The following is a 22,718-nucleotide window of genomic DNA, read 5'->3' as shown; positions in this document are numbered from 1 at the left end:
TTCCCTCCTTTAGTTGCGCGCATTCAACACTTCGGCAATATGCATGACGCGAATCGGCTTGCCGAGCCGCTCGATGCGCCCGCCGATGTTCAGTAAACAGCCGCAGTCGGCGCCGATTAAATAGTCGGCGTCCACTTCTTCGATATGCGCGATTTTTTCATCGACCATTTGTTCGGAAATCGGCCCCATTTTGACGGAAAATGTGCCGCCAAACCCGCAGCACTGGTGGGCGTTCGGCAGCGGAACGAGCTCAAGCCCTTTGACGTTTTTCAATAGGCAAAGCGGCGCTTCTTTGACGCCAAGAAGGCGGGTCATATGGCAAGACGTATGGTACGTCGCCCGTCCGTGGAGCGAGGCGCCGACATCTTCGACTTTTAGGACATCAACGAGAAATTGCGTCAATTCGTACGTTTTCGCCGCAAGCTGTTTCGCTTCCGCTTCCCATTCCGGGTCGCCGTGGAAAAGGTGTGGATATTCTTTTACCATCGCCGCGCACGAGCCGGATGGGGTGACGACGTAATCAGCGTGGGCGAACGCGCGCATCATCTGTTTCATGGCTTCTTTCGCCTCTTTGACGTAACCGCTGTTATACGCCGGCTGGCCGCAGCATGTTTGCGCTTCTGGAAAATCTACTTCGCAGCCGAGCCGCTCGAGCAGTTCGACGGTCGCCTTGCCGGCGTTCGTATAAAAAAGATCGATGAGGCAAGTGACGAACAAGGACACTTTCATTCGTTTCCCTCCTGTTTTTTGAGGATTCAGTGAACTGGTCATCTGATGACTATATGTCTATTATAAACCATTTTTTCAGATTCGTAGCTCTTTTTTGCAAAAAACGCACTCAGTTTGGCTGCTGAGTGCGAACGTAGCGGCGCAACACGTTTTCGACGTTTGTCAAATGGTCGAGCATGCGCGCCCGGGCGGCGTCTGGATTTTGTTTGCGAATGGCTTCAAAAATGGCCTGGTGTTCCGCAAGCAGTTTTTCGGTCGTCGTCTGCTTGGAAAACAGCCAAATGCGGCGCGTTTCCCGCATCGTTTCAACGATCATCCCGGAAACGCTGTTCATGATGCTTGTGAGCATCGGATTTTGCGATGCTTCGGCGATGGCCATATGAAACGCCCAATCGGCTTTTTCGCCAAGCTCATCGCTGCCGATGCCTTCTTTCATTTGTCGGAGCGCTTCCGCCATGGCTTCAAGATCGCGCTCTGTCCGTTTGGCAGCAGCGAGCGAGGCGGCGCCTGCTTCGAGCAGTTTGCGCACCTCAAGCAAGTGCCAAATATCTTCTTTGTTCATTAAGACGGCGATCGAAAGCGGAAATGTCATCATCGTCGGATCGAACTCACGCACGTACGTCCCTTCGCCTTGCTTCAATTCAATCAGCCCCATCGCTTTTAACGCGGTGAGCGCTTCGCGGATGGCGGCCCGCCCGACCTGGAACTGCTCGGCGAGCTGCTGGACGGAATCGAGCTTATCACCGGGCTTCAACTCGCCGTTTTTGATCATATCAAAAATCGCTTCGGCCACTTCTTCGTAAATTTTTTTCGTTTTGATCCGTTTAAATGCCAATGGATCCACCTCAATACGATAAAGTAGATTTCCGATTGTAGGGGAAATCTCCTGCAATGTCTATTATGATACAGCATCATGGGAAGAGACAAGCGCTTTTTGCAGCTGGGGAGAGGAAGCAGTGAGTGGAAAGTTCAAAAAAATGAAAAAACACCTATTGTCTTTTGGAGAAAACGCTTTTATAATTTGAGACAGACGGCGTTTCTTATCCGGTCATCTGATGACTGGAAGAGTGAAACAGAAAGATCAGTGGGCGATCATTTGCAAACGCCGCTAAGTCGGGCATAAAGGGGAGGAGAAAACCGCATGCAGTGGAAGCAAGATTTTACGCCAATCGCCGACCAGCTTTGGTTATCGGCCATTGTCGCACTCATTCCGATTTTGTATTTCTTTTGGGCTTTGGCCGTCAAGCGGATGAAAGGGCATGTCGCCGGGCTGACGACGTTGCTGCTTGCTTTGGTGTTGGCTGTAATCGCTTACAGAATGCCGGCCGGCAAAGCGGTCATGTCGGTGACGCAAGGGGCGGTGTACGGGCTGCTCCCGATCGGCTGGATCATCATTACGTCCGTCTTTTTATATAAGCTGACGGTGAAGACCGGCCATTTTGACATCATTCGCAACTCCGTCGTTTCCCTCACCGAAGACCGGCGGCTGCAGGCGCTGCTCATTGCCTTTTCGTTCGGAGCGTTTTTGGAAGGGGCGGCCGGGTTTGGCGCGCCGGTGGCGATTTCAGCGGCGCTTCTGGCCGGGTTGGGGTTTAACCCGCTGTACGCCGCAGGCATCTGTTTGATCGCCAACACAGCGCCGGTGGCGTTCGGGGCGGTCGGGATTCCGATCATCTCGATGGAAGGGCCGACCGGTGTGCCGGCGATGGAAATTTCGAAAATGGTCGGGCGGCAGCTGCCGTTTTTATCGGTGTTCATTCCGTTCTATCTCGTTTTGATTATGGCAGGATGGAAAAAGACAGTCGAAGTGTTGCCGGCCATTATCGTCTCCGGTGTTTCGTTCGCGCTGACGCAATATTTCACCTCGAACTTTTTAGGACCGGAGCTGCCGGACATTTTGTCCTCGATTGTTTCAATCGTCGCGCTGGCCGTCTTTTTGAAATATTGGAAGCCAAAAAGCACGTTCCGTTTCGCATCGGAACCGGAAGTGGCGGCTGCTGGGCAAACGGCTCGTGCAACGCATCGCGGTGGGGAAGTGTTCCGGGCGTGGTCACCATTCCTCGTGCTGACAGCTTTGATCTCGCTTTGGGGCATCCCGCAGGTGAAAGCGGCGCTCACCGGCCATTATGAAGGGACAAACGGCTTGTTGAAGTTGGTCAACGCTATCGGCGTCCACTTGACGTTTATGCCGCCGGTGCCGGGGCTCAATAACCAAATTTTGAACCCAAGTGGCCAGCCGATCGCTGCGGTGTATAAGCTTGAGCTGCTCGGCGCGGCTGGAACGGCGATTTTGGTGGCGGCGGTCGTCACAAAGTTCATCATCGGCATCTCGTGGAAAGATTGGGCGCGTACGTTTGTAGAAACGCTTAACGAATTGAAATTCCCGATCATCACGATCGCTTCGGTTGTCGGCTTTGCCTACATTGCCAACTCGTCGGGCATGAGCACGACGCTTGGGATGGTGTTGGCGAAAACGGGGTCATTCTTCCCGTTCTTCTCGCCGATTTTGGGCTGGCTTGGCGTGTTCATCACCGGTTCGGATACGTCGTCGAACTTGTTGTTTGGCAACTTGCAAAAAGTGACGGCAACATCGATCGGCATGGATCCGGTGCTGGCGTTGGCGGCCAACTCATCAGGCGGCGTCGTCGGGAAAATGATTTCGCCGCAGTCGATCGCGGTCGCCTGCGCGGCCGTCGGCTTGACCGGCAAAGAGTCCGACTTGTTCCGCTTTACGGTCAAACATAGCATATTCTTAATTATCTTGATTGGTATTCTCGTGTACCTGCAATCGACGGTATTGTCGTGGATGATTCCGTAACGGCAGCGAAGGGGGACGAGGCTTGGCCTGGATGGAAACAGACGCCAAGCCCAGCCCCTTTTTCGCTGTCGGCGAATGCAAATGGATGTGGAAAGGGTGAGACCATTGATTCCAAATGAAGCGAAAAAACGGTTGATTCAAGTCGTGGGAGCTGAAAACTACGATGACACGAAAACGGGGCGGCTCGTCTATTCGTATGATGCGACTCCGCAGTTTCAGTCGCTCCCCGATGCGGTCATTGCGCCGCGAAATACGAAAGAGGTCGCGGAAATTGCGAAAATTTGCAACGAGTATCGCATCCCGATCGTGCCGCGTGGGTCAGGAACGAACCTTTGCGCCGGCACGTGTCCGGTCGAAGGCGGGATCGTTCTCCTGTTTAACCATATGAACCGCATTTTGGAAATTGATGAGGAAAACTTAACCGCGACCGTTCAGCCAGGAGTGGTGACGCTTGATTTGGCGAAAGCCGTTGAAGAAAAAGGATTGTTTTATCCGCCGGATCCGGGGTCGATGAAAATTTCAACGATTGGCGGCAACATCAGCGAAAACTCAGGCGGCTTGCGCGGCCTGAAATACGGGGTGACACGCGACTATGTGCTCGGGTTGGAAGTCGTCTTGGCGAACGGCGATGTCATCCGCACCGGTGGCAAGCTGGCAAAAGATGTAGCTGGCTATGACTTAACCCGTCTGTTTGTCGGATCGGAAGGAACGCTTGGCATTGTCACCGAAGCGACGTTAAAACTTATTCCGATGCCAGAGACGAAGCAGACGATGCTCGCTCTTTATCAAGATTTGGAGGCGGCCGCCCGTTCGGTGTCGAAAATCATCGCCAACAAGATCATTCCAGCGACGCTCGAGTTTTTGGACCAGCCGACATTGGAAGTGGTCGAAGATTTCGCCCGCATCGGCTTGCCGACCGATGTGAAAGCCGTTTTGCTCATTGAGCAGGATGGGCCGAAGGAAGTGGTAGAGCGCGATATGAAAAAGATGGCCGATATTTGCCGGGCCGAGCAGGCGGTGTCTGTTCAACTCGCCCGTTCGGAGGAAGAAGCAGAGGCGCTGCGGACGGCGCGGAGGGCGGCGCTGTCGGCGTTGGCGCGCTTAAAGCCGACGACAATTTTAGAGGACGCAACCGTGCCGCGTTCGGAAATCGCCAAAATGGTCAAAGCAATCAATGAAATTGCCGAGAAGTACCAGTTGAAGATCTGTACGTTCGGCCATGCCGGCGATGGCAACTTGCACCCGACCTGTCCGACCGACGCCCGCAATCGTGAAGAAATGGAGCGGGTGGAACGAGCGTTTGAAGAAATTTTCGCCAAAGCGATTGAATTGGGTGGCACGATTACCGGCGAACACGGCGTCGGGGTGATGAAAGCGCCGTATTTGGAATGGAAGCTCGGTCCGGCCGGCATCGCTGCCATGAAAGCGGTCAAGCAGGCGCTCGACCCGAACAATATTATGAATCCGGGCAAAGTGTTCGCCAAAAGCACGAGAAAACGGGTGGTGGTGACACGATGACAACGAAGATAGAACGAGCGCTCATTCAGAAAGCGTTTCAAGAACGGATGGATGAGGATGAACTGATGAACTGTATGCGCTGTGGCTTTTGCTTGCCATCATGTCCGACGTACATCGAATCGGGGCAGCAAGAAGCCCAGTCGCCGCGCGGACGGATTGCCTTAATGAAGGCGGTCGTCGATGGACTGATTGAGCCGGACGAAGAGGTGGAGCGGGCGCTCAACTTATGTTTAGGCTGCCGGGCATGCGAGTCGGTCTGTCCGTCCGGGGTCCGCTACGGCCATCTTCTGGAAGAGGCGCGCGACATTATCGCCCAGCATAAAAAAATGCCGCTTCCGGTTCGCCTCATCCGTAAGCTTGTGTTTGCCGGACTGTTTCCGCATCAAGGACGGATGCGGAAGGCGACGGCGCTTCTCGGTTGGTATCAGCGCTCCGGCTTGCGGACGCTTGCCCGCAAAACGGGGCTGCTTCGCCTGCTTCCGGCCTCGTTCCGGCAAATGGAGCGCGTGCTGCCGGACGTGCCGACGGCAAAAGAGATGAAAAACCGGCCGCATCGTTTGAATCCGGACGGTACGGTGAAAAAACGGGTCGCCTTTTTCGCTGGCTGTTTGATGGATACGATGTTTATGGAAACAAACGATGCGACGCTGCGTCTATTGCAGCTCGCCGGCTGCGAAGTCATCATCCCGCCGTCCCAAGGGTGCTGCGGGGCGTTGCACGGCCATGGCGGGGAAAAAGAGATGGCGAAAGAGTTGGCCAAGCGAAACATTTCCGCTTTTGAGCAGCTTGATGTCGACTGCATTGTGACGAACGCCGGCGGCTGCGGTGCGTTTTTGCTTGAATATGACCACCTGTTAAAGGATGATCCCGAATGGCGCGACCGGGCGGAGGCGTTTGCGGCGAAAATCAAAGACATTTCTGAAGTGTTGGTTGAACTCGGGTTTCACCAACTACCGCTTCGCGTGGCGCCGCAAACGATCACCTACCAAGATTCGTGCCATTTGCGCAACGTCATGAAAACGGCGGCCGCCCCGCGCCGTTTGTTGCGGGCGATTGACGGCGTCGAGTTCCGCGAGATGAACGATGCTGACCGCTGCTGCGGATCGGCCGGCATTTACAACCTTGTGGAACCGGAGATGTCAATGCAAATTTTAGACCACAAAATGGAAATGGCGAAACAAACGAAAGCGACGACGATCGTCACCGCCAACCCGGGGTGTTTGCTACAAATGAAGCTTGGCATTGAACGGGCCGGGCTGTCAGGAAGCGTCCGCGCCGTCCATATTGTGGATTTGCTGCTTGAGGCCGCCGAGGGAGCACAAGCAACGCAAGGGGAGGAGCGCATTCGGCAGACGTCCTAACACCACAGTGGGCGGCCTCTCCGTGCCAGGAATGCCCATAGCTGGTCTAACAAGAACCCCCGCGATGGCGCGGGGGTTTTGAGTTGATTCAATGATCGGGAGTTGGAAATGAGCTACAGCGCTGCATCGAGGCGCTTTGGCATCGCCTGAAGCGCCTTCCCCGTGCCGATGGCGACCGCTTCAGCTGGATTGGGCGCGACATGCACCGGCACGTGCAGTTCCGTGCTCAGCCATTGCTCGATGCCATGCAGCAAGGCGCCTCCCAACATGGGGCGGAGTCTTGCCGATCATTTGTTTTGCCTTTTGGCCGATTGCCATAAGCTTGTCCGCCTGGCGGTTATAGGCGACCGTTGCTGGTTCGTCAAACAGAAGCCCTTTCGTCTGGCTGAACAGCCTGACATTCATCGTCCCTAAATCAACGCCCAGCTGTGAGGAAGCGAACAACGGAAACACCCGCCTTTGTCAAAAATCGATGAACGGACAACCAGTCATCATCTATAACATTCGACAAGAGCCGCGGCTTTATGTCCATATTGTCGAAACGGGAGGGGGCAGCCGTTGCGGCTGGGGATCATAAAAAATTTTTTTGTTTTCATGTATAAAAAACGAAAAGGGAGGAAATGAATAATAGCGTAACGTTTTCCAAGTATTCCCCCGATCCCCTATGAAATATAGCATTGGGCTCTCCGGTTTTGGAGGGCCGCTTTTTTTTGCATAATAAAAACCCCCTGTCTATTAAGCGGACTTAATATGACAGAGAGCTTTTCCGACGGAGCTGTTACAGCCGTTTGGCTCCGATATACTTCGTTTTCCAGTAGCTGCTGTTTAAACTGTCGATTTTCACGCCACGGGAAACGGCATGGATGACTTGATTGTTGCCGATGTAAATAGCCACGTGGGAGACGCCTTTCGTCTGTTTGGAAGTGTCGAAAAACACTAAATCCCCTGGCTGTAATTGGGACTTATTTACGTATGTACCTTTTTTGTACATTTCTCGAGAGGTGCGAGGCAAGGTGACGCCAACTTTTTTATAGGTATAGTAGACAAATCCTGAGCAGTCAAATCCTTTTGGCGTTGTGCCGCCATACCGATACGGAGTGCCGACCAGTTTTTTGGCCTCGGCGATCAGCCTCGTCTTGTTGGCGGCTGCATCTGAATTGGAAGTGCTTACAAAGAAGGAGGAAAATAGAACGATCATGGATACGAACAGGAGAGAATACCATTTTTTCATTTCCCCTAACCCCCGACAAAATCTTTTCCGATTCGACGTATCTCAACTAGAGTATAGCATAGGAAACTAGACTTGTTTTTTACAGTTGGATTAAATAATGTTACAGCGCCGTTACAAATATAGCACCTCGTCCTAAAGGCTTATACCATTAGAAGTGAGTGGGATGAAAACGATCAACGATTTTTATCTTAATTAGGCGAGAAGACTCCCACTTCAACGAAGCAAAGCGGAGTAAGTGGGAGATGAATCGCCTTAACTATATTTTGCTGAAAATAGGATAGATTCAGTAAAATATAGTATAATATAGTTAGATGGGAGGTGAAAAAATGTATTTTTGTATCAAACAACAGCTAAATGGTTTGACCAAAGAAGAATACTTGACTCTTCGAGAACTGTGCCATATTGCCAAGAACATGTACAACGTCGGATTGTAAATTGGCAAACTTGTCATTGGCTATGCGGAAACATGGCAACGCAATATGAATCTAGGAAAAAAGACAAATCAAAACTTTGTCAATATTCCTCTCGGTAACATAAAAGAAAAACTAGAATATCTTTGTGAATTTTACGGCATTGAATTCTTGAAACAGGAAGAATCCTATACGTCTCAAGCCAGCTTTTTTGACGGCGATGAGATTCCTGAATATAATGCCGACAATCCAAAAGAATATAAGTTCAGCGGCAAACGTATTAAGCGCGGCTTGTATCGAACAAAGTCTGGCAAACTAATTAATGCTGATGTCAATGGCGCATTAAACATCTTAAAGAAAAGTAAAGCTGTAGACCTGAGTGTCTTATGCTCTAGCGGCGAAGTGGACACGCCTCAAAGAATAAGGATTGCTTGAAGCAGTCAAACTTCTTTGGAAGCCCCCACTTCAAATTTTCGCTAGAAAATTAAGTGGGGGTAGTTCACCCCGGTTGCCGAACAGACCGGCATGATCATCCCGATCAATGAATGGGTCATCCGCACGGCTTGTGAGCAGACGAAGCAACTGCTTGGTCGTTTTCCTGACTTGTCCGTTTCCATCAACTTATCGCCATATGAATTTGAAAGCCGTCGATTTGTGGATAAACTCGCCCGCCTGCTCGCCGACGCCGGGCTGCCGCCGCACCATTTAGATCTGGAAATTACGGAGCGGATGACCATGGATACAGAACGTGCGCTTGATATTCTCTCGAAACTGAAGGGGCTTGGTGTGACGATCAGCATGGATGATTTCGGCACTGGTTACAGTTCGCTCAGCTACTTGACGGATTTGCCGATCGATCGGCTGAAGATCGACCGTTCGTTTGTTCAGCATATTCAAGGAAAAAAAGATGTCATCTTGCCGGCGATCATCCGCCTCGGGCATAATATAGGTGTCAAAGTGTTGGCCGAAGGGGTCGAAACGGAGACCGAAGCGGCCTATTTGCAAGGAAAACGGTGCGACGAGGCGCAAGGCTATTATTTTTCCCCGCCGCTTCCGTATGACGAGCTCGTCCGGTTCTTAAACGGGCAGCGCGTGAGGCGGCAGGCGCAGGAGCTGACGTAACATGGACGGATTTTGGCGCATCGCCGAGGAGAAAATTCGCGAAGCGATGAAAAACGGCGAGTTCGACAACTTGCCCGGCTTCGGCAAACCGCTTGAGATTGAAGACCTTTCCCGCATTCCAGAGGAGCTGCGGCTCGGGTATTTGTTGCTGAAAAACGCCGGCTATGTGAGGGAAGAAGCGGAGCTGCGCAAAGAGCTTTTGACGCTCGAGGACTTGCTTCGTTGCTGCGAGGATGACGAGAAAAAGCAGGAACTTACGAAAAAATGGACGGAAAAACAGCTTCGTTTTGCCGAACTGATGAAAAAACGGCAACCGGCAAACTCGAAGGCGCTGCGCGACTATGGGCGGCGTATTGAAGAGAAATTTCGCTAAACGTTTTTTTTCAACATGAAGGGGAGGACCTCGTTTTTGTAGGTCTTCCCATTTTTTATGCAAGGATATCCAAAAAACGGGGAAAATAGGGGAGGAGTCAATGGTTGGAAAGGAGGCGGCGCGAAGAAGAGCAAAAGCGGATGATGAATCCCAGCTGTCTAGTCGTAGGTGAATGGTGAGTGAAAGGAAAAGGAAAAGGAGTGAACATCGTGAGAAACGTATGGATTGCCTTTTTTGCTTCACTCATGCTGGCGATGCCGTCATGGGTGGCTGCCGGCAGCCATAAAGGAGAGGCAGCCGATGTGCATCTGCCGGTCGGCCATATGTGGGAGCACGACAGATTGGATGAGCAAAAGTGGATGGAGATGGTTCAAACGTATACGCCTGAACAGGCAGATGAATGGAAAAAAGTGCTCGACGAGCGGAACGCGTTGCGTCAGCAGTTGAACGATGAGAACGTGAAACAGGCCATTAAAGAAAAGTGCAAAAAGATGAAAAAAGAGCGTGAAGCGGCGCTTGACCGGCTCATCGATCAGCTGGCCAATAAAAAAATCACCAAAGAACAGTTTAAACAAGAGCTGAAACAGTTGCATAAAATGAAACGGTGGATGACGAAAGAAGAAAAACAACAGCTTCATCAGCTTCATGAACAAACGAGGCAAGCGATGGAGAACAATGATCAGGAGGCCATGAAAAAACTGCTCCCGCAATGGCTTGAGCATATGAAAAAGAAAAATGAACGGTTGGCGAAATGGCTTCAAGAAGTGAAACAAGGATGATATAATGAAGAAAAAGGCCGTGTTCGATGCACGGCTTCTTTTTTTACTTTTTGTTGTCAGCCAAGGCAGGCGGTCGGGGAAGATTGCGCCTGTTTGTGCGCAGAAACCGACTCAGTCTGCCTGATGGATGCCGGAATGGGGGGTTGCGCCGTGGGGTATCCGATTGTTCTTCATGTGCGCGGCCGTCGGGCGGTCGTTGTCGGCGGCGGGAAGGTGGCGGCAAGGAAAATTCATGGATTGTTAGAGGCAGGGGCGGAAATCGTGATGATTGCGCCTGAAGCGGAGCCGGAGCTTCAAGCGTTGGCCGCGGGGGGGATGATCGTTTGGAAGAAAAAGCGGTTTGACCCAGACGATTTGGCGGAGGCCTTTTTGGTGATTGCCGCGACGAATGATCGCAAGGTGAATGAAGCGGTGACGCAAGCAGCAGCACCCGGTCAACTCGTAAATGTCGTGGATGATCCGGAGCGGTGTGATTTTCACGTTCCCGCTGTCATCCGCCGCGGTCCGCTCACAATTGCCGTGTCGACCGGAGGGGCAAGTCCGGCGGTTGCCCGCCGCATTCGCCGCGAGCTTGAGGAGAAGTATGGCGAAGAGTACAGGCTGTATCTTGAGTTTTTGCAGCGGGCCCGCGGCATCGTATTGCGCGAAGTGGAGGACGCTGAGGGACGGAAGCGGCTGTTTCAGGCGCTCGCTGCTGATTCCTTCCGGCAGCGCGGGCGATGGGATGAAGAGTTGGCCCAGCTATTGGCGAACGAAAAAGAACGAAACGGAGAAAGAGGGAAAGAGCAATGAACATTCCGATGTATATTGTCGATGCGTTCACCGCGACGTTAGTCGGCTACCAAGCTTCAGCCCGCGGCGGCATTGTGCGGGTGATGGTGGCAGGCGAGAGGGTTCAGCTCGAAGGAAAAGCCGTCACCGTGCTGAAAGGGGATCTGGCCGCCGAGGCCGCTTTCGGATTGCAACCCATCTGAAACATTCCAGCGGAAACAATGCCTGTTCCGGATCCGGTTGGGCGGGCTGGTGTTTTCTTCACTGCCTATGCCAACGAAAAAGGCGCCCAAGCCTCACGTGAAAGGCGGGCTTCCTTTTTTCGGCGGCGGGCCGGCCGTGCCGGTTCAGCCAGCTTGGAGGTGCGGCCGGCGCCTGTATACGTTTAGTCATCCCACCGATACGTCCAAAACCGTTCTGTTTTGAGCCAAGCAAGTGCATCGCCGCGTTTGGATGCCGCTTGCATCAGTCCTTCGGTTTGCGAACGGTGGGCGCGAATGGCGGCCAGCTTCGTATCGATCACCGAGCTGACATCGCGCACGACATCCGGCTGGCCAAGGTCTTGTTCGCAGTTTTTCGCAAACGCAACGCAATGGACGGTTGGCCGTTCTTCTTTCGGCCAGCGCTTTAAGGCGCGGATGACAGCGGCTCCACACGCATCATGGTCGGGGTGGACGCTGTAGCCGGGGTAAAACGTAATGACAAGCGATGGATTCGTTTCTGCCACGATGGCGGCGATCTGGTCAGCCAGCTCTTCTTCATCCTCAAACTCGACCGTCTTGTCGCGATAGCCGAGCAGGCGCAAATCATGAATGCCAAGAATGCGGCATGCTTCCTCCAGTTCTTGCTTGCGGATGTGTGGAAGCGTTTCGCGGTTGGCAAACGGAGGAACGCCCATATTGCGCCCCATTTCTCCGAGCGTCAAGCAAGCGTACGTCACCGGCGTGCCGTTTTGCGCATGCTCGGCAATCGTTCCCGACACACCGAACGCTTCATCGTCCGGGTGGGGAAAAACAACGAGCACATGTCGTTCGTTCAACGGAACTCCCTCCTTACACAAACGGTTCGTTGCTCAGTTCGAGAGCCACGGCCAATTTCCCTTGATCATCATGGCCTGCTAGCAGCAACTGTCCTTTTTCTGTCCATTCCCAATGGGTCAGCCCTTCGGCGTACACCCAGCCAAGATCAAGCTTCAGTCCGACGCGATATGGCCCGGGGCCGGTGATCTTGCCGCGGGTGAAGCGGATGCAGGCATTGCGGATGTAGGCGCCGACGGAATAAAAACCTTCGTTATGATGGGAGGCGTATGCTCCGTTCGTCGTTTCCAAATGAATATACACGTCGCGATTGGCAAAACGATTCAGCGCCTCTTGTACAGCGGCCGTGTCGATCGGTTGCAAGCGGCTCCCTCCTTGCTGTTTGTTTTTCTATTATTGTACATGACCGAGGCGTGTGAGCGGAAATATTTCGACTCCTATTGTATAATAAAAAAAGAGACACATCTTGGACTCATCCGCACCTACAAAGCGTTGAATGCTGATTCAACGAAAGAAGGTGATGATCGATGGGGGTTCAAGGCAATGGTGTCACGATACTGAATTTTGACGGCGTGTACCGACCGCAAAAGCGGCTGTTTCAGTTTCCGCACGAATGGGTCGATCTTGCCGACGTGCCGGGGACGAATTTGTATTGCTGCGAAGCGGCGCTTGCTGAAATTGAGCGGCGGCTTGAGCGGCGGCGGAAGCGCGGGGCGGTGCTGATCGGCAGCGGCAACTATCATTATGTCACGTATTTATTGCTTAAAGAAATCAACGAACCGTTTACGCTTGTGCTTTTTGACCGCCATACGGATGCTGAAGGAGGGGATGATGTCATTTCGTGCGGCTCATGGGTCTCCTATGCACTTAAGCATCCGCGGTTGCAAAAAGTCGTTATCGTTGGCCCAACTGCTTCTTCGCATCAACTCCGTTTATCTCCGAACATGACTGTTCTTCCATTTGATGATCATGATGAATGGCCAAAAGCGCTCATCGAGGCCATCCCGACCGGAAGCATCTATATCAGCATCGATAAAGACGCTCTTCGCCGCGAAGACGCGGTCACGAACTGGGATCAAGGAGTGATTCCGCTATCCCAGCTGCTCGCCTGCCTGCGGTTGCTTTTATTCCATAAAAAAGTGCTCGGCGTGGACATATGCGGCGAATACCCGCCCTCCGCTGTCGACATGTTCGACCCGCTTTGTCGCGAAGCGCGGGGAAAAAATGAGCAGGCGAACATGGCCATCTTGGAGACATATTTCCACTATGCGGCGCCGCATTTGCGGCCGGCGTGAGCGGCGAGAAGCGCGGGAAAGGCAGAACCGCTTTTGGTTTGGCGATCAGAAAAGCAAGGAAGACGCTGTCCCTTCGGATTTTGGCCATCGGGCCGGCGCTTCTGCCGGCCCGATGGCCGAAAAAGCCGGGAAGGCCGCTGCTTGAGGGGATGAGCCTAGTTGTCAAAAGCCGCTCCCGTACATAATGCGAAATTGTTTTTCATCGGAGCGGACATCGCGCGGCTCGATGTGCATGCGGGCGACTTTGGCAAACATCGTTCCGGCTTCAATGGTGTCCAAAAAGAGTTGAAGGGCGCTTTCATTCCCCTGAACTTCCATTTCCACTGTTCCGTCATCATTGTTTTTCACCCAACCGGTCAGCTGCCGTTTTAGCGCTTCGTGTTGGACGAAGTATCGAAACCCGACGCCTTGCACGCGCCCTTCCACGATGACATGAACTCTTTTCACGCCGATGAGTCCTCCTTCATCACGGTTGTTCTGCTTCCATCATACAATAGATGAGGCGGAAAATACATGAAAAAAGGAGCTTGATGGTTCAAGCTCCTTTTTTTACGGATGATAGCGATAATACTTGTTGTTGAATGAGTAGCACAAGCCGCGGGTGATCGCCTAGGTAAGAGCATAAATGCCACTGCTTGTCGGAAACAGAGAACCCCTGCAGCCTCCGTTCGATCGTTTTCATTAAGACGCCGGTAAACAATAAGTACGGGACGACAAACACACGCCGATACGCCGATGCGTGGGCCCGTTCGAGCCCTTCATCAAGCGTCGGGCGGATGGCAGCGAGAAAACAAACGTCCACGTGCGGCACGTTCGTTTTTTCTTTTAAAAGCGCAGCGATGGCGGACATGTCGCGCTTCGTGTCTGGATCACTGCTGCCGCGGCCGACAAGAAGGATCATCGATTCACCGTCAAGCGGTGCGGACTGTTCGCTGATGCGGTCGATCATGATGTCGATCATCGCTTCATGGACGCCGAACGGAGCGCCACAGAGGATATCAACGGACGGATGGCGCCGTCTCGCGATGTCCAATGCTGCTGGAATATCGTGTTTGGCATGCCCTGCAGAAAGAAGGAGAAGCGGAACGACGATGACGCGTGTCGCCCCTTGGGCGACACAACGGTCAACGCCGGTGACAATGTCCGGTTCCGCGAGCTCGACAAAGCATAGCTCTTGAATCGGAATATCGATGGCCCTCCGGCACTGTTCGACGAAACGCGCCGCTTCATGGCGCGCGGCGGCAATGCGGCTGCCGTGGCTGACATATAAAACAGCTTCCATCGCCATCGCCTCACGATGTTGCGCCAGCGGCTGCGGATGACGCAAGCAACGGCTCAAACCATTGAATGTTGGCGCGCAGCCGGACGACGTCTCCGATCATGATCATGCTCGGATTTTGGATGTTTTCCTTGGCGGCGATTCCGGCGATCGTCGCGAGCGTGCCGGTGACGGTGCGTTGAGCAGTTGTCGTTCCCCATTCGATGACCGCCGCCGGCGTCTCCGGCGCTTTGCCGTATTTCATCAGCTGGCCGCAAATGTATGGCAAGTGATGAACCCCCATGTAAATGGCGATCGTATCGATGCCTTTGGCGAGGCTTTCCCATTTGATCTCGTCACGACTTCCGTCGCGCCGATGCCCGGTGACAAAGGCGACGCTTGAGCTGAACGCGCGATGGGTGACAGGGATGCCGGCATAAGCCGCCGCCGCGATGGCGGAGGTGATGCCGGGAACGATCTCAAATTCGATCCCATGTTTGGCCAGCGCCTCGGCCTCTTCGCCGCCGCGCCCGAACACGAACGGATCGCCGCCCTTTAAGCGGACGACCGTTTTTCCTTTTTTGGCATGCCAGACGAGCGCATGGTTGATCGTTTCCTGCTGCATGGCATGAAAGCCGGGCAGCTTGCCGCAAAAGATGAGTTCGGCGTCCGGCTTGGCATATGAAAGCAACTCTTCATTGATGAGACGGTCGTACAAAATGACATCCGCTTGCTGGATGCATTTTAATCCTTTGACGGTAATGAGTTCCGGGTCGCCGGGGCCGGCGCCGACAAGATATACTTTGCCCATCGTTGTTTCAGCCCCTTCGTGCATGATTCAGCCAGCCGCTGGAAAGCGGCATGGATGCTCGGCTGCTTTTATTGTAAATGGTCTGCCTTGGGATGAAAACGACCTTGTCAAATGACCTCCCGTTCTTTTTTGGCAGAGGACGGGGGAATCAGTCTGTTTTCGCGGCCGGGATCATTCCTCGCTCGCGCAGGTAGGCGAGCACTTGCTCGGCACATTCGTCAACCGAATAACGGTGTGTTTCGATCGTCAGCTCCGGTGCTTCCGGCGCTTCGTACGGCGAGTCGATGCCCGTAAATTCACGGATTTCCCCGCGGCGAGCTTTTTGATACAGCCCTTTCGGATCGCGCTTTTCGCATTCTTCAAGCGGGCAGTTGACGTAAATTTCGATAAACTCGTCTTCTTCGACTAAGCGGCGGACGAGCGCCCGGTCTTCGGCAAACGGCGAGATGAACGCCGTCAGCACAAACTGGCCGCTGTCGACAAACAGCTTTGCCACTTCGCCGATGCGGCGGATGTTTTCCGTCCGGTCGGCGGCGGAAAAGCCGAGATCTTTATTGAGCCCGTGCCGGATGTTGTCGCCGTCTAAGACATAATTCTGAATGCCGAGCTCAAACAGTCGTCTGGAGACAGCGTTGGCCACCGTCGATTTGCCGGAGCCGGACAACCCGGTGAACCAAAGGATGGCGCTATGATGGCCGTTGCGCTTGCGACGATCTTCTTTTGTGACCGATGTGTGATGCCAAACGATGTTCGTGCTCATCGCGATCCTCCTTTAGCGCGCTGACGGGGCGACCGTTTCGCGTTCTTGCAGCCCTTTGATCAAGACGGCTGCCACTTCCGGGCGGCTGAACGTGCTCGGCGGCACTTGGCCGTTGCGCAGCATTTCACGAACTTTCGTGCCGGAAAGGACGACATGGTATTTCGCGTCATGCGGACACGTTTTTGTCGATGCCATCCCTTCGCATTTCGTGCAGTAAAAGCTATGTTCGAAAAAGAGCGGCGTAATGCCAAGCTCTTCAGCCGTAAAGTTCAAGAAGATTTTTTGCGCATCATACGTACCGTAATAATTGCCGACACCAGCGTGGTCGCGGCCGACGATGAAGTGCGTGCAGCCGAAATTTTTGCGCACCATCGCGTGGAAAATGGCTTCACGCGGACCGGCATAGCGCATCGCAGCTTGGAAGACGCCGAGGAAAACGCGGTCTTTCGGGTAATAGTTTTCCAGCAGCACTTGATAGCTTTCCATCCGGATGTCAGCCGGAATATCGTCCGCTTTCGTTTCGCCGACGAGTGGGTTTAAAAACAAGCCATCAACGATCTCGAGCGCGCATTTTTGAATGTATTCATGGGCGCGGTGAACCGGATTGCGCGTTTGGAAGCCGACAACGGTGTTCCAGCCAAACTCAGCAAACTTTTTCCGCGTTTCTGCTGGATCAAAATAAAACGAGGCGAATTGGCCTTTGTCGGTCCGTTTGACAAGCGTAATCTCCCCGCCGACATACACATCCGGTTTTTCAAACAGTTTGCGCACGCCTGGGTGAGCAAGTTCATCCGTTTTATAAACGAGCTTCGCTTCTTTCGTTTTGTCTGGGCGGTAAATGTCAGCGATCTCAATGACGCCGTAGACGTCGCCACGATAAACGAGTTTCGCCTTATCGCCGACGGCGAGCTCTTTCGCTTTTTCTTCTGTTACCGCGAGCGTGATCGGAATGCTCCAGACGGTGCCGTCAGACAGACGCATTGTTTCAACAACCGCGTCGTAATCCGTTTTCGTTAAAAAACCAGTGAGAGGGCTGTAGGCGCCCGTTCCGATCAGCTCCAAGTCGCTCAGTTCGGCTTTGGAGAGCTCGATCGTTTTGGTCGCCTCATCAAGCGGATAGTCCGGATTCCAACGATTGATCAATGTGCCGCCATGCGGGATGCTTACGCTCATGTTCATAACCTCCTAGATTGATAGATGTTGTGAAATGCCGCTGCCATGTTCATGAGGCAAGCGTTCTTTTTTCAGGCTAATGACGCCAAGCAGACGCTCAAGATGGTGATGACCGTATAGACGTCGCTGTCAAACAGCAGCTTGACGATTCGGAATGGCGTCCGATTCATCAGCGACGCCTATCGAGGCCGCCGCGCCGCTCGCCTCGATGTTCATGGCGAAGAAAAAGGATGCGATCAAAGCAATGGCAAGGAGCATATCGTTTTTCTCTCCTTAAGCGAGATGGAGACCGCATTCCGTCTTTCCTTGGCCGGCCCAGCGCCCGGAGCGCAAGTCGTTCGGATCTGTAGCCGGAGCGGTGCACGGGGCGCAACCGATGCTCGGGTAGCCGCGGTCATGAAGCACGTTGTATGGAAGATTGTGTTTATACACATAGTTCCATACGTCTTTCCATGTCCAATGAATGAGCGGACAGACTTTGACCGAACGGAATTTGTCGTCCTTGTTGATGTATTCAACATGACGCCGCGTCGGCGATTGCTCGCGGCGCAAGCCGGAAATCCACGCCGTCACCCCGGTCAGCACCTCGCGCAGCGGAATGACTTTGCGCAGCTCACAGCATTTGTTCGGGTCGCGTTTCCATAACTCGTCGCCAAACTGCGCCTTCTGTTCTTCCAACGTCAAGCGCGGCTGCTTCATCACGATGCGAAGCGACGGATATTTTTCTTTCACTTTCGCGATCGTATCGTACGTCTCTGGAAAATGCAGGCCGGTATCCAAAAAGACGATTTCGGCGTCCGGTTTGACTTGGGAGATGAGATCAATCAGCACAATCCCCTCGATGCCGAAGCTGCACGCGTATACGATCTCATCGCCGTATTCGCGATACGCCCAAGCAAGGACGTCAAGCGCCCCTTTTGTTTCATTATCGGACGGAAAAGACGGTTTTTCCGCCTTTTCCCACTGATCATACGTGAGCATCGGTTTCTCCTCCTCACAAAATCAAAGAAAATCCACGTAATTAGTCGGATATATAGCGGCCAAACGGCAATTCGGCGGCGAAAATCCTTCCTTGCATGAATCAGAAAGAGCGGGAGAAAGGGTGCCCCTTATTTTACTAAAGATCTTCTTTAGCTGGAATTGGCACTTTGCTATAGGCGGCAGGTTGACGGAGTTCATTGAGCCAATTCCTCCCTCACTCCCGAGCAACGTATGCAACGCAATGTCATTTGATTGATTAAAATTTTAGCACAATTGACGATAATGTCAATCATAGTTTTTCGATAGGAATTGTTTTTATACGAAACAGCTGCATTGCCTGCCTAGCAGCAGATGGGAGCGTTATTTTTTGCGCAGGCTTCCGAGCTCTTCGACAATCGCCTGCATTTCGCTTGGGCTGAACGTCTCGCGTTTCATCACCATCTCGTAAATGTCTCTCAACTCATCGTACCATTCCTCGGAAAAATGGGACGGCTTGATGGCATCCAAGTTCAGCACTTTCAACTTTTGCTTCAACTGTTCGATCATGTAGGCGACGTTTTCCGCCGACCGTTTTGATAAATCCATTCGTTTACTCCTTTCATGGCAAGTTACTATGTATTGTACCATAGGTGCAGGAAGAATGGGGAGAGATTGCCTGGCTTGCTTTTCTGATGAAAAACGGATGATGTGGTAAAATGTAGGTGCACATGCATAGTGCCAGTCTAAAAGGTTGGTGAAACACCTCGTTTTCTTCAAAATGGTTGTCGTGAACGCGCACAAAAGTTGTTGGCCCATTCGCACACGCTCCCCCGCTGGAGTTGTTTTTTCGTTACATCCCCGTCCTTCTAGGGACAAAAAGGGCTAGATGAAAAGAAATGAAGGAAAACTAACGGTGGAAAGCACCGTGGACATAGAGAGAGGGGTGGCTGTTTGGATGATTAAAGTGCTGTTTGTTTGTCTTGGAAACATTTGTCGCTCGCCGATGGCGGAAGCGGTCTTCCGTCATTTGGTGAAAGAGCGGGGGCTTGACGGTCTGATTGCCGTTGATTCGGCGGGAACAGGCAGCTGGCATGTCGGTGAGCCGCCGCATGTGGGGACAAGAAGGGTTTTGACTGAAAATAAGATCGACTACTCCGGCATCCGCGCCCGGCAAGTGAATCATCGTGACTTGGAAGAATTTGATTACATCATCGCCATGGACGCAGCCAACTTGAACGATTTGCGCCGATTGGCTGGCTCCCGTTCGAAAGCGGTGCTCGCCCGGTTGCTTGACTTTGTTCCCGACCGGGAAAAAGACGATGTGCCTGATCCGTATTATACCGGGAATTTTGCCGAAGTGTATCGCCTCGTCCGCTCAGGGTGCGAGCATTTGCTTGAGAGGATCATCCGCGACCATCGACTTGGTGTGGAGGAAACAAAATGACTTTGAGGGCGGCGCACCTGTCTAGGGAAAAACGGGGAAGGAGGGCAGCCGATGGTCGTAAATTTGGCGTTCATCCGTGAGTTGGCCCGCCGTTTTACGGAAGATGAAGTCCCGCGTTTGTCGGCGGAATTGGCGTATTACTTTCTTCTGTCGCTCTTTCCGTTTTTGTTGTTTTTAATGACGCTGTTGGCGTATTTGCCAATTCCGCATGAAGATGTGCTTGCGCTCGTGCGGCAATACGCCCCGAAAGAGGCGCTTCACCTCATCGAGACGAACGTTTATCGTCTCATGAATGAGCAAAATGGGGGATTGTTGTCGTTTAGCATCATCGCAGCTATTTGGTCAGCGTCTAATGGCATGAGTGCCATTATGAGGGCATTCAACCGCGCTTATGATGTGCAAGAAGACCGGCCGTTTTGGATCGTACGCGGGCTGTCGATTGTGTTGACGCTCGGCATGATCGTTGTCATCATCGTTGCCCTCGTGCTTCCGGTCTTCGGGCGGATAATCGGGCTGTTTTTGTTCTCTGCTCTCGGGTTGTCGCAACAGTTTTTGGAGGTTTGGAACGCGTTTCGTTGGGTGACGAGTTCGCTGTTATTGTTTGCTGTCTTTACTGCCCTTTATTATTTCGCGCCGAACAAACAGCTTCGCTGCGTCAACGTCGTGCGCGGCGCGCTGTTTGCCACCGCCGGCTGGATTGCGGCGTCGCTGGCGTTCGCGTATTATGTCAACAACTTTGCGGATTACACGGCGATGTATGGCAGCCTTGGCGGGATGATCGTGTTGATGGTTTGGTTTTATTTGTCCGGCATGATTCTTGTCTTGGGCGGGGAACTCAACGCCATGTTTGACTGTGAGAGCGAAGGGAAAAGACGGCAGCGTTAGCGTGCATAAACGGTGCCGAGGCGGGATATCGTAACAATGCAGGGGATCTTGGCATAGGGGGGATCAAGATGACGAAACATACGAAAAAAGACGGGGGCACGAAGCAAAAAGGAAAAAACAGACCAAAGCATAAGACGAGTGGCAGTGCCAACGGCCAAAACGGCTATCATTGAAAGAAGCTGCCTCAAAAGGTGGTTCTTCGTTCAACATAGCACAACATATTGTAATATTGTGCCCCGGCGGTCGTTTTATGTGTATAGATGGAAATCAAAAAAGGGGCTGACCCAAAACGCGAATGCGTTTTGGGATCAGCCCCCACTTTTTTGCCTCAAATATAGAAGAATCGCCCTTTTTTCTGGTAGAATAGAGTCACCAAAACCACTACCACCGAAAGAAGGGCGATTCTTTTATGAAACATGATCATATTTCCTTTAAAGAGTATACCATGGACAACCTCTCTTTGCCAAGCAACATCGCCGATCTCAATTCCACGGGATAACATGGCCCACGTGGTTCATGAGATGGTTGAACGCATCCCGATGGAGACGTTTCTTGCTTACTACAAAGGAGGGGGCGCCTCCGCCTATCATCCGAAAATGATGACCAAAATCCTCCTTTACGCTTACACCCAAAAAATGTATCATGGCCGTGAGATTGCACGGCAGCTCGAAGTCCACCTTCCCCTCATGTGGCTAAGTGGATTTCAAAAGCCGGACTTCCGCTCCATCAATCGGTTTCGTTCGGAGCGGATGAAAGACCTGATTGACGACCTGTTCCGGGAAATGATCACGCTGCTCGTGGCCGACGGCTATGTCAAGATGGAAGATTATTTTGTGGATGGAACGAAAATTGAAGCGAATGCCAACCGGTACACCTTCGTTTGGCGCAAATCGGCTGAGAAGTACCAGGAGAAACTCCAAGCCAATGTCGATCGGCTGATTGCCCAGATCGAGGCGATCGTGGAAGAAGAAAAGGCGGAAGACATCGACCCTTCGCCGGCCTTTACGTCAGAAGAAATCCGAAAGAAAACCGAGGAGTGGGAAAAACGGTTGGAGGCCGAGCCGGACAACCAACCGTTGAAGAAGGCCATCAAGAAGATGAAGGAGGACTACTTGCCCCGCAGTGAAAAGTATGAACACCAACTCCATGTATGCGGGGATCGCAACAGCTATTCCAAGACCGATGTGGATGCCACCTTCATGCGGTTGAAGGAGGATCACATGCGAAACGGCCAGCTCAAGCCGGCCTATAACGTACAGGTGGGTTCTTCCGGCCAATTTATTTTGGGGTATTCCCTTCATCAGAGGCCGGGCGACACTCGTTGTCTTCTCCCGCATTTGGAGACCATTCGAGAGAAGTACGGCATGGAACCCGAACGTTTGATCGCTGACGCGGCTTATGGCTCGGAAGAGAACTACGTGAAGCTGGAAGAGAAGCACATATCGGCCTTGATCAAGTACCATACGTATGAGAAGGAGAACACGCGCAAGGTCAAGAAAAATCCGCATCATCAGCAGAATTGGACCTATGTGGAAGAAGAAGACGTTTGGATTTGCGCCAATGGGAAAAAGCTGGTTCGCACCGGAACTTCGAAACAGACCACGGAATCAGGATACACCTCGGTCACCCGACACTACCAATGCCATGAATGCGAAGGATGTCCGTTCCGTTCGGCCTGCACGACTTCCAAGTATGGACGAACCACGCAATGGAACCCCGTCTATCATGAACAAAAACAGAAAGCCCGCGAACGGTTGGAGAGTGAAGAAGGGCAAGCCCGATACCGCCAACGCCAAACCGACATTGAGAGTGTATTTGGGCAAATCAAACAAAATCGCGGGTTTCGTCGCTTTGTCCTGCGAGGCCTCCAAAAAGTTTCCATCGAATGGGGGCTGGTTTGTGCTGCCCACAATCTTCTCAAAAAAGCCGCTAGGGACAAGCAATTGTCCTTGGTGGCGTAAATGAGGGGGAGAACAGAGTCGG

23 protein-coding genes, 4 pseudogenes and 1 riboswitch are annotated in these 22,718 nt (G+C 52.6%); of the genes and pseudogenes, 13 read left to right on the top strand and 14 right to left on the bottom strand.

The window, feature by feature from the left end:
* Positions 1-9: 9 nt before the first annotated feature.
* Entirely contained in the window at positions 10-729 is a 720-nt protein-coding gene (locus CD000_RS13585; RefSeq protein ID WP_096225856.1) for a (Fe-S)-binding protein, read from the bottom strand.
* A gap of 109 nt (positions 730-838) precedes the next feature.
* Positions 839-1,564 (bottom strand): FadR/GntR family transcriptional regulator, encoded by a 726-nt coding sequence (locus CD000_RS13580; protein WP_044743048.1) that lies wholly within the window; start codon positions 1,562-1,564, stop codon positions 839-841.
* Between the two features lie 306 nt (positions 1,565-1,870).
* Here CD000_RS13580 and CD000_RS13575 point away from each other — a divergent pair, with 306 nt between their 5' ends.
* The 3 genes from CD000_RS13575 (at position 1,871) to CD000_RS13565 (ending at position 6,426) form a co-directional block, all read left to right on the top strand.
* A complete protein-coding gene (locus tag CD000_RS13575) occupies positions 1,871-3,547 on the top strand; it encodes an L-lactate permease (protein ID WP_096225855.1) in 1,677 nt (558 codons plus the stop codon).
* A gap of 105 nt (positions 3,548-3,652) precedes the next feature.
* On the top strand, positions 3,653-5,065 hold the full coding sequence (gene glcD, locus CD000_RS13570) for a glycolate oxidase subunit GlcD (protein WP_023633718.1): 1,413 nt from the start codon (positions 3,653-3,655) through the stop codon (positions 5,063-5,065).
* The gene (locus CD000_RS13565; protein ID WP_023633717.1) at positions 5,062-6,426 is read left to right on the top strand and encodes a (Fe-S)-binding protein; all 1,365 of its coding nucleotides are present in this window, start codon (positions 5,062-5,064) and stop codon (positions 6,424-6,426) included. The genes glcD and CD000_RS13565 overlap by 4 nt, the downstream gene beginning before the upstream one ends.
* Before the next feature lie 113 nt (positions 6,427-6,539).
* Here the strand turns inward: CD000_RS13565 and CD000_RS19255 are convergent, their stop codons facing one another.
* The 3 genes and pseudogenes from CD000_RS19255 to CD000_RS13555 form a co-directional block, all read right to left on the bottom strand.
* Complete coding sequence (locus tag CD000_RS19255; RefSeq protein WP_233130451.1) at positions 6,540-6,680, bottom strand: rod shape-determining protein; 141 nt, start codon at positions 6,678-6,680, stop codon at positions 6,540-6,542.
* A gap of 10 nt (positions 6,681-6,690) precedes the next feature.
* A pseudogene (locus tag CD000_RS19595) lies at positions 6,691-6,870 on the bottom strand (rod shape-determining protein); the annotation flags it as partial.
* Positions 6,871-7,204: 334 nt separating this feature from the next.
* The gene (locus CD000_RS13555) at positions 7,205-7,657 is read right to left on the bottom strand and encodes a C40 family peptidase (RefSeq protein ID WP_096225854.1); all 453 of its coding nucleotides are present in this window, start codon (positions 7,655-7,657) and stop codon (positions 7,205-7,207) included.
* 434 nt (positions 7,658-8,091) lie between these two features.
* On the opposite strand from CD000_RS13555, the pseudogene CD000_RS13550 reads away from it, so the two are divergent.
* The 6 genes and pseudogenes from CD000_RS13550 to CD000_RS13525 form a co-directional block, all read left to right on the top strand.
* Positions 8,092-8,502: pseudogene (locus tag CD000_RS13550) on the top strand (zinc ribbon domain-containing protein); the annotation flags it as partial.
* Between the two features lie 63 nt (positions 8,503-8,565).
* Positions 8,566-9,189, top strand: a pseudogene (locus tag CD000_RS13545) (EAL domain-containing protein); the annotation flags it as partial.
* A gap of 1 nt (position 9,190) precedes the next feature.
* Positions 9,191-9,562 carry a DnaJ family domain-containing protein gene (locus CD000_RS13540; protein ID WP_063211824.1) on the top strand — a complete coding sequence of 124 codons (372 nt, stop codon included), beginning with the start codon at positions 9,191-9,193 and terminating at the stop codon, positions 9,560-9,562.
* A gap of 209 nt (positions 9,563-9,771) precedes the next feature.
* On the top strand, positions 9,772-10,341 hold the full coding sequence (locus CD000_RS13535; RefSeq protein ID WP_096226297.1) for a PX domain-containing protein: 570 nt from the start codon (positions 9,772-9,774) through the stop codon (positions 10,339-10,341).
* A gap of 150 nt (positions 10,342-10,491) precedes the next feature.
* The gene (locus tag CD000_RS13530) at positions 10,492-11,133 is read left to right on the top strand and encodes a precorrin-2 dehydrogenase/sirohydrochlorin ferrochelatase family protein (protein ID WP_096225853.1); all 642 of its coding nucleotides are present in this window, start codon (positions 10,492-10,494) and stop codon (positions 11,131-11,133) included.
* Positions 11,130-11,315 (top strand): hypothetical protein, encoded by a 186-nt coding sequence (locus tag CD000_RS13525; RefSeq protein ID WP_233130450.1) that lies wholly within the window; start codon positions 11,130-11,132, stop codon positions 11,313-11,315. Before CD000_RS13530 ends, CD000_RS13525 begins: the two co-directional genes overlap by 4 nt.
* A 182-nt stretch (positions 11,316-11,497) precedes the next feature.
* Here CD000_RS13525 and bshB2 read toward each other — a convergent pair whose 3' ends face one another.
* Entirely contained in the window at positions 11,498-12,151 is a 654-nt protein-coding gene (gene bshB2 / locus CD000_RS13520; protein ID WP_011229911.1) for a bacillithiol biosynthesis deacetylase BshB2, read from the bottom strand.
* A gap of 13 nt (positions 12,152-12,164) precedes the next feature.
* Complete coding sequence (locus tag CD000_RS13515; protein ID WP_011229912.1) at positions 12,165-12,512, bottom strand: YojF family protein; 348 nt, start codon at positions 12,510-12,512, stop codon at positions 12,165-12,167.
* A gap of 164 nt (positions 12,513-12,676) precedes the next feature.
* Here CD000_RS13515 and CD000_RS13505 point away from each other — a divergent pair, with 164 nt between their 5' ends.
* Positions 12,677-13,444, top strand: a complete 768-nt coding sequence (locus CD000_RS13505; RefSeq protein ID WP_096225851.1) for an arginase family protein — start codon at positions 12,677-12,679, stop codon at positions 13,442-13,444.
* Positions 13,445-13,606: 162 nt separating this feature from the next.
* Here the strand turns inward: CD000_RS13505 and CD000_RS13495 are convergent, their stop codons facing one another.
* The 7 genes from CD000_RS13495 to CD000_RS13460 all read right to left on the bottom strand — a co-directional run bounded on the left by CD000_RS13495 (position 13,607) and on the right by CD000_RS13460 (position 19,012).
* Positions 13,607-13,891, bottom strand: a complete 285-nt coding sequence (locus CD000_RS13495; RefSeq protein WP_011229915.1) for an acylphosphatase — start codon at positions 13,889-13,891, stop codon at positions 13,607-13,609.
* Positions 13,892-13,979: 88 nt separating this feature from the next.
* Entirely contained in the window at positions 13,980-14,726 is a 747-nt protein-coding gene (locus CD000_RS13490) for a sirohydrochlorin chelatase (protein ID WP_011229916.1), read from the bottom strand.
* A 10-nt stretch (positions 14,727-14,736) separates the two neighbouring features.
* Positions 14,737-15,513: a uroporphyrinogen-III C-methyltransferase gene (gene cobA, locus CD000_RS13485; RefSeq protein WP_011229917.1), complete on the bottom strand. Its 777-nt coding sequence runs from the start codon at positions 15,511-15,513 to the stop codon at positions 14,737-14,739.
* A gap of 148 nt (positions 15,514-15,661) precedes the next feature.
* Positions 15,662-16,273 (bottom strand): adenylyl-sulfate kinase, encoded by a 612-nt coding sequence (gene cysC, locus CD000_RS13480; RefSeq protein WP_011229918.1) that lies wholly within the window; start codon positions 16,271-16,273, stop codon positions 15,662-15,664.
* Positions 16,274-16,285: 12 nt separating this feature from the next.
* On the bottom strand, positions 16,286-17,446 hold the full coding sequence (gene sat / locus CD000_RS13475) for a sulfate adenylyltransferase (RefSeq protein ID WP_011229919.1): 1,161 nt from the start codon (positions 17,444-17,446) through the stop codon (positions 16,286-16,288).
* A gap of 273 nt (positions 17,447-17,719) precedes the next feature.
* Positions 17,720-18,427, bottom strand: coding sequence for a phosphoadenylyl-sulfate reductase (locus CD000_RS13465; protein WP_096225850.1), 708 nt, complete (start codon positions 18,425-18,427; stop codon positions 17,720-17,722).
* A 125-nt stretch (positions 18,428-18,552) separates the two neighbouring features.
* Positions 18,553-18,657, bottom strand: a riboswitch (SAM riboswitch).
* A gap of 130 nt (positions 18,658-18,787) precedes the next feature.
* The gene (locus tag CD000_RS13460) at positions 18,788-19,012 is read right to left on the bottom strand and encodes a DUF1128 domain-containing protein (protein WP_011229922.1); all 225 of its coding nucleotides are present in this window, start codon (positions 19,010-19,012) and stop codon (positions 18,788-18,790) included.
* A 349-nt stretch (positions 19,013-19,361) separates the two neighbouring features.
* On the opposite strand from CD000_RS13460, the gene CD000_RS13455 reads away from it, so the two are divergent.
* The 3 genes and pseudogenes from CD000_RS13455 (at position 19,362) to CD000_RS13445 (ending at position 22,696) form a co-directional block, all read left to right on the top strand.
* Positions 19,362-19,850, top strand: a complete 489-nt coding sequence (locus tag CD000_RS13455; RefSeq protein ID WP_013146347.1) for a low molecular weight protein-tyrosine-phosphatase — start codon at positions 19,362-19,364, stop codon at positions 19,848-19,850.
* Between the two features lie 51 nt (positions 19,851-19,901).
* Positions 19,902-20,735 carry a YihY/virulence factor BrkB family protein gene (locus tag CD000_RS13450; protein ID WP_096225849.1) on the top strand — a complete coding sequence of 278 codons (834 nt, stop codon included), beginning with the start codon at positions 19,902-19,904 and terminating at the stop codon, positions 20,733-20,735.
* A gap of 409 nt (positions 20,736-21,144) precedes the next feature.
* A pseudogene (locus CD000_RS13445) lies at positions 21,145-22,696 on the top strand (IS1182 family transposase).
* Positions 22,697-22,718 lie beyond the last annotated feature (22 nt).

The sequence above is a fragment of the Geobacillus sp. FJAT-46040 genome (genome assembly GCF_002335725.1).
Classification (GTDB): domain Bacteria; phylum Bacillota; class Bacilli; order Bacillales; family Anoxybacillaceae; genus Geobacillus; species Geobacillus thermoleovorans.
The sequence above is the reverse complement of the archived record's forward strand: the minus strand, read 5'-3'. Positions and strand labels throughout refer to the sequence as shown.

What these genes read in the sequence shown, in the direction of transcription:
- CD000_RS13585 (WP_096225856.1), bottom strand. Translation starts at nt 729, where the DNA reads ATGAAAGTGTCCTTGTTCGTCACTTGCCTCATCGATCTTTTTTATACG.
- CD000_RS13575 (WP_096225855.1), top strand. Translation starts at nt 1,871, where the DNA reads ATGCAGTGGAAGCAAGATTTTACGCCAATCGCCGACCAGCTTTGGTTA.
- CD000_RS13565 (WP_023633717.1), top strand. Translation starts at nt 5,062, where the DNA reads ATGACAACGAAGATAGAACGAGCGCTCATTCAGAAAGCGTTTCAAGAA.
- CD000_RS13555 (WP_096225854.1), bottom strand. Translation starts at nt 7,657, where the DNA reads ATGAAAAAATGGTATTCTCTCCTGTTCGTATCCATGATCGTTCTATTT.
- CD000_RS13540 (WP_063211824.1), top strand. Translation starts at nt 9,191, where the DNA reads ATGGACGGATTTTGGCGCATCGCCGAGGAGAAAATTCGCGAAGCGATG.
- CD000_RS13525 (WP_233130450.1), top strand. Translation starts at nt 11,130, where the DNA reads ATGAACATTCCGATGTATATTGTCGATGCGTTCACCGCGACGTTAGTC.
- CD000_RS13505 (WP_096225851.1), top strand. Translation starts at nt 12,677, where the DNA reads ATGGGGGTTCAAGGCAATGGTGTCACGATACTGAATTTTGACGGCGTG.
- CD000_RS13490 (WP_011229916.1), bottom strand. Translation starts at nt 14,726, where the DNA reads ATGGAAGCTGTTTTATATGTCAGCCACGGCAGCCGCATTGCCGCCGCG.
- cobA (WP_011229917.1), bottom strand. Translation starts at nt 15,513, where the DNA reads ATGGGCAAAGTATATCTTGTCGGCGCCGGCCCCGGCGACCCGGAACTC.
- cysC (WP_011229918.1), bottom strand. Translation starts at nt 16,273, where the DNA reads ATGAGCACGAACATCGTTTGGCATCACACATCGGTCACAAAAGAAGAT.
- sat (WP_011229919.1), bottom strand. Translation starts at nt 17,446, where the DNA reads ATGAGCGTAAGCATCCCGCATGGCGGCACATTGATCAATCGTTGGAAT.
- CD000_RS13465 (WP_096225850.1), bottom strand. Translation starts at nt 18,427, where the DNA reads ATGCTCACGTATGATCAGTGGGAAAAGGCGGAAAAACCGTCTTTTCCG.
- CD000_RS13460 (WP_011229922.1), bottom strand. Translation starts at nt 19,012, where the DNA reads ATGGATTTATCAAAACGGTCGGCGGAAAACGTCGCCTACATGATCGAA.
- CD000_RS13455 (WP_013146347.1), top strand. Translation starts at nt 19,362, where the DNA reads ATGATTAAAGTGCTGTTTGTTTGTCTTGGAAACATTTGTCGCTCGCCG.
- CD000_RS13450 (WP_096225849.1), top strand. Translation starts at nt 19,902, where the DNA reads ATGGTCGTAAATTTGGCGTTCATCCGTGAGTTGGCCCGCCGTTTTACG.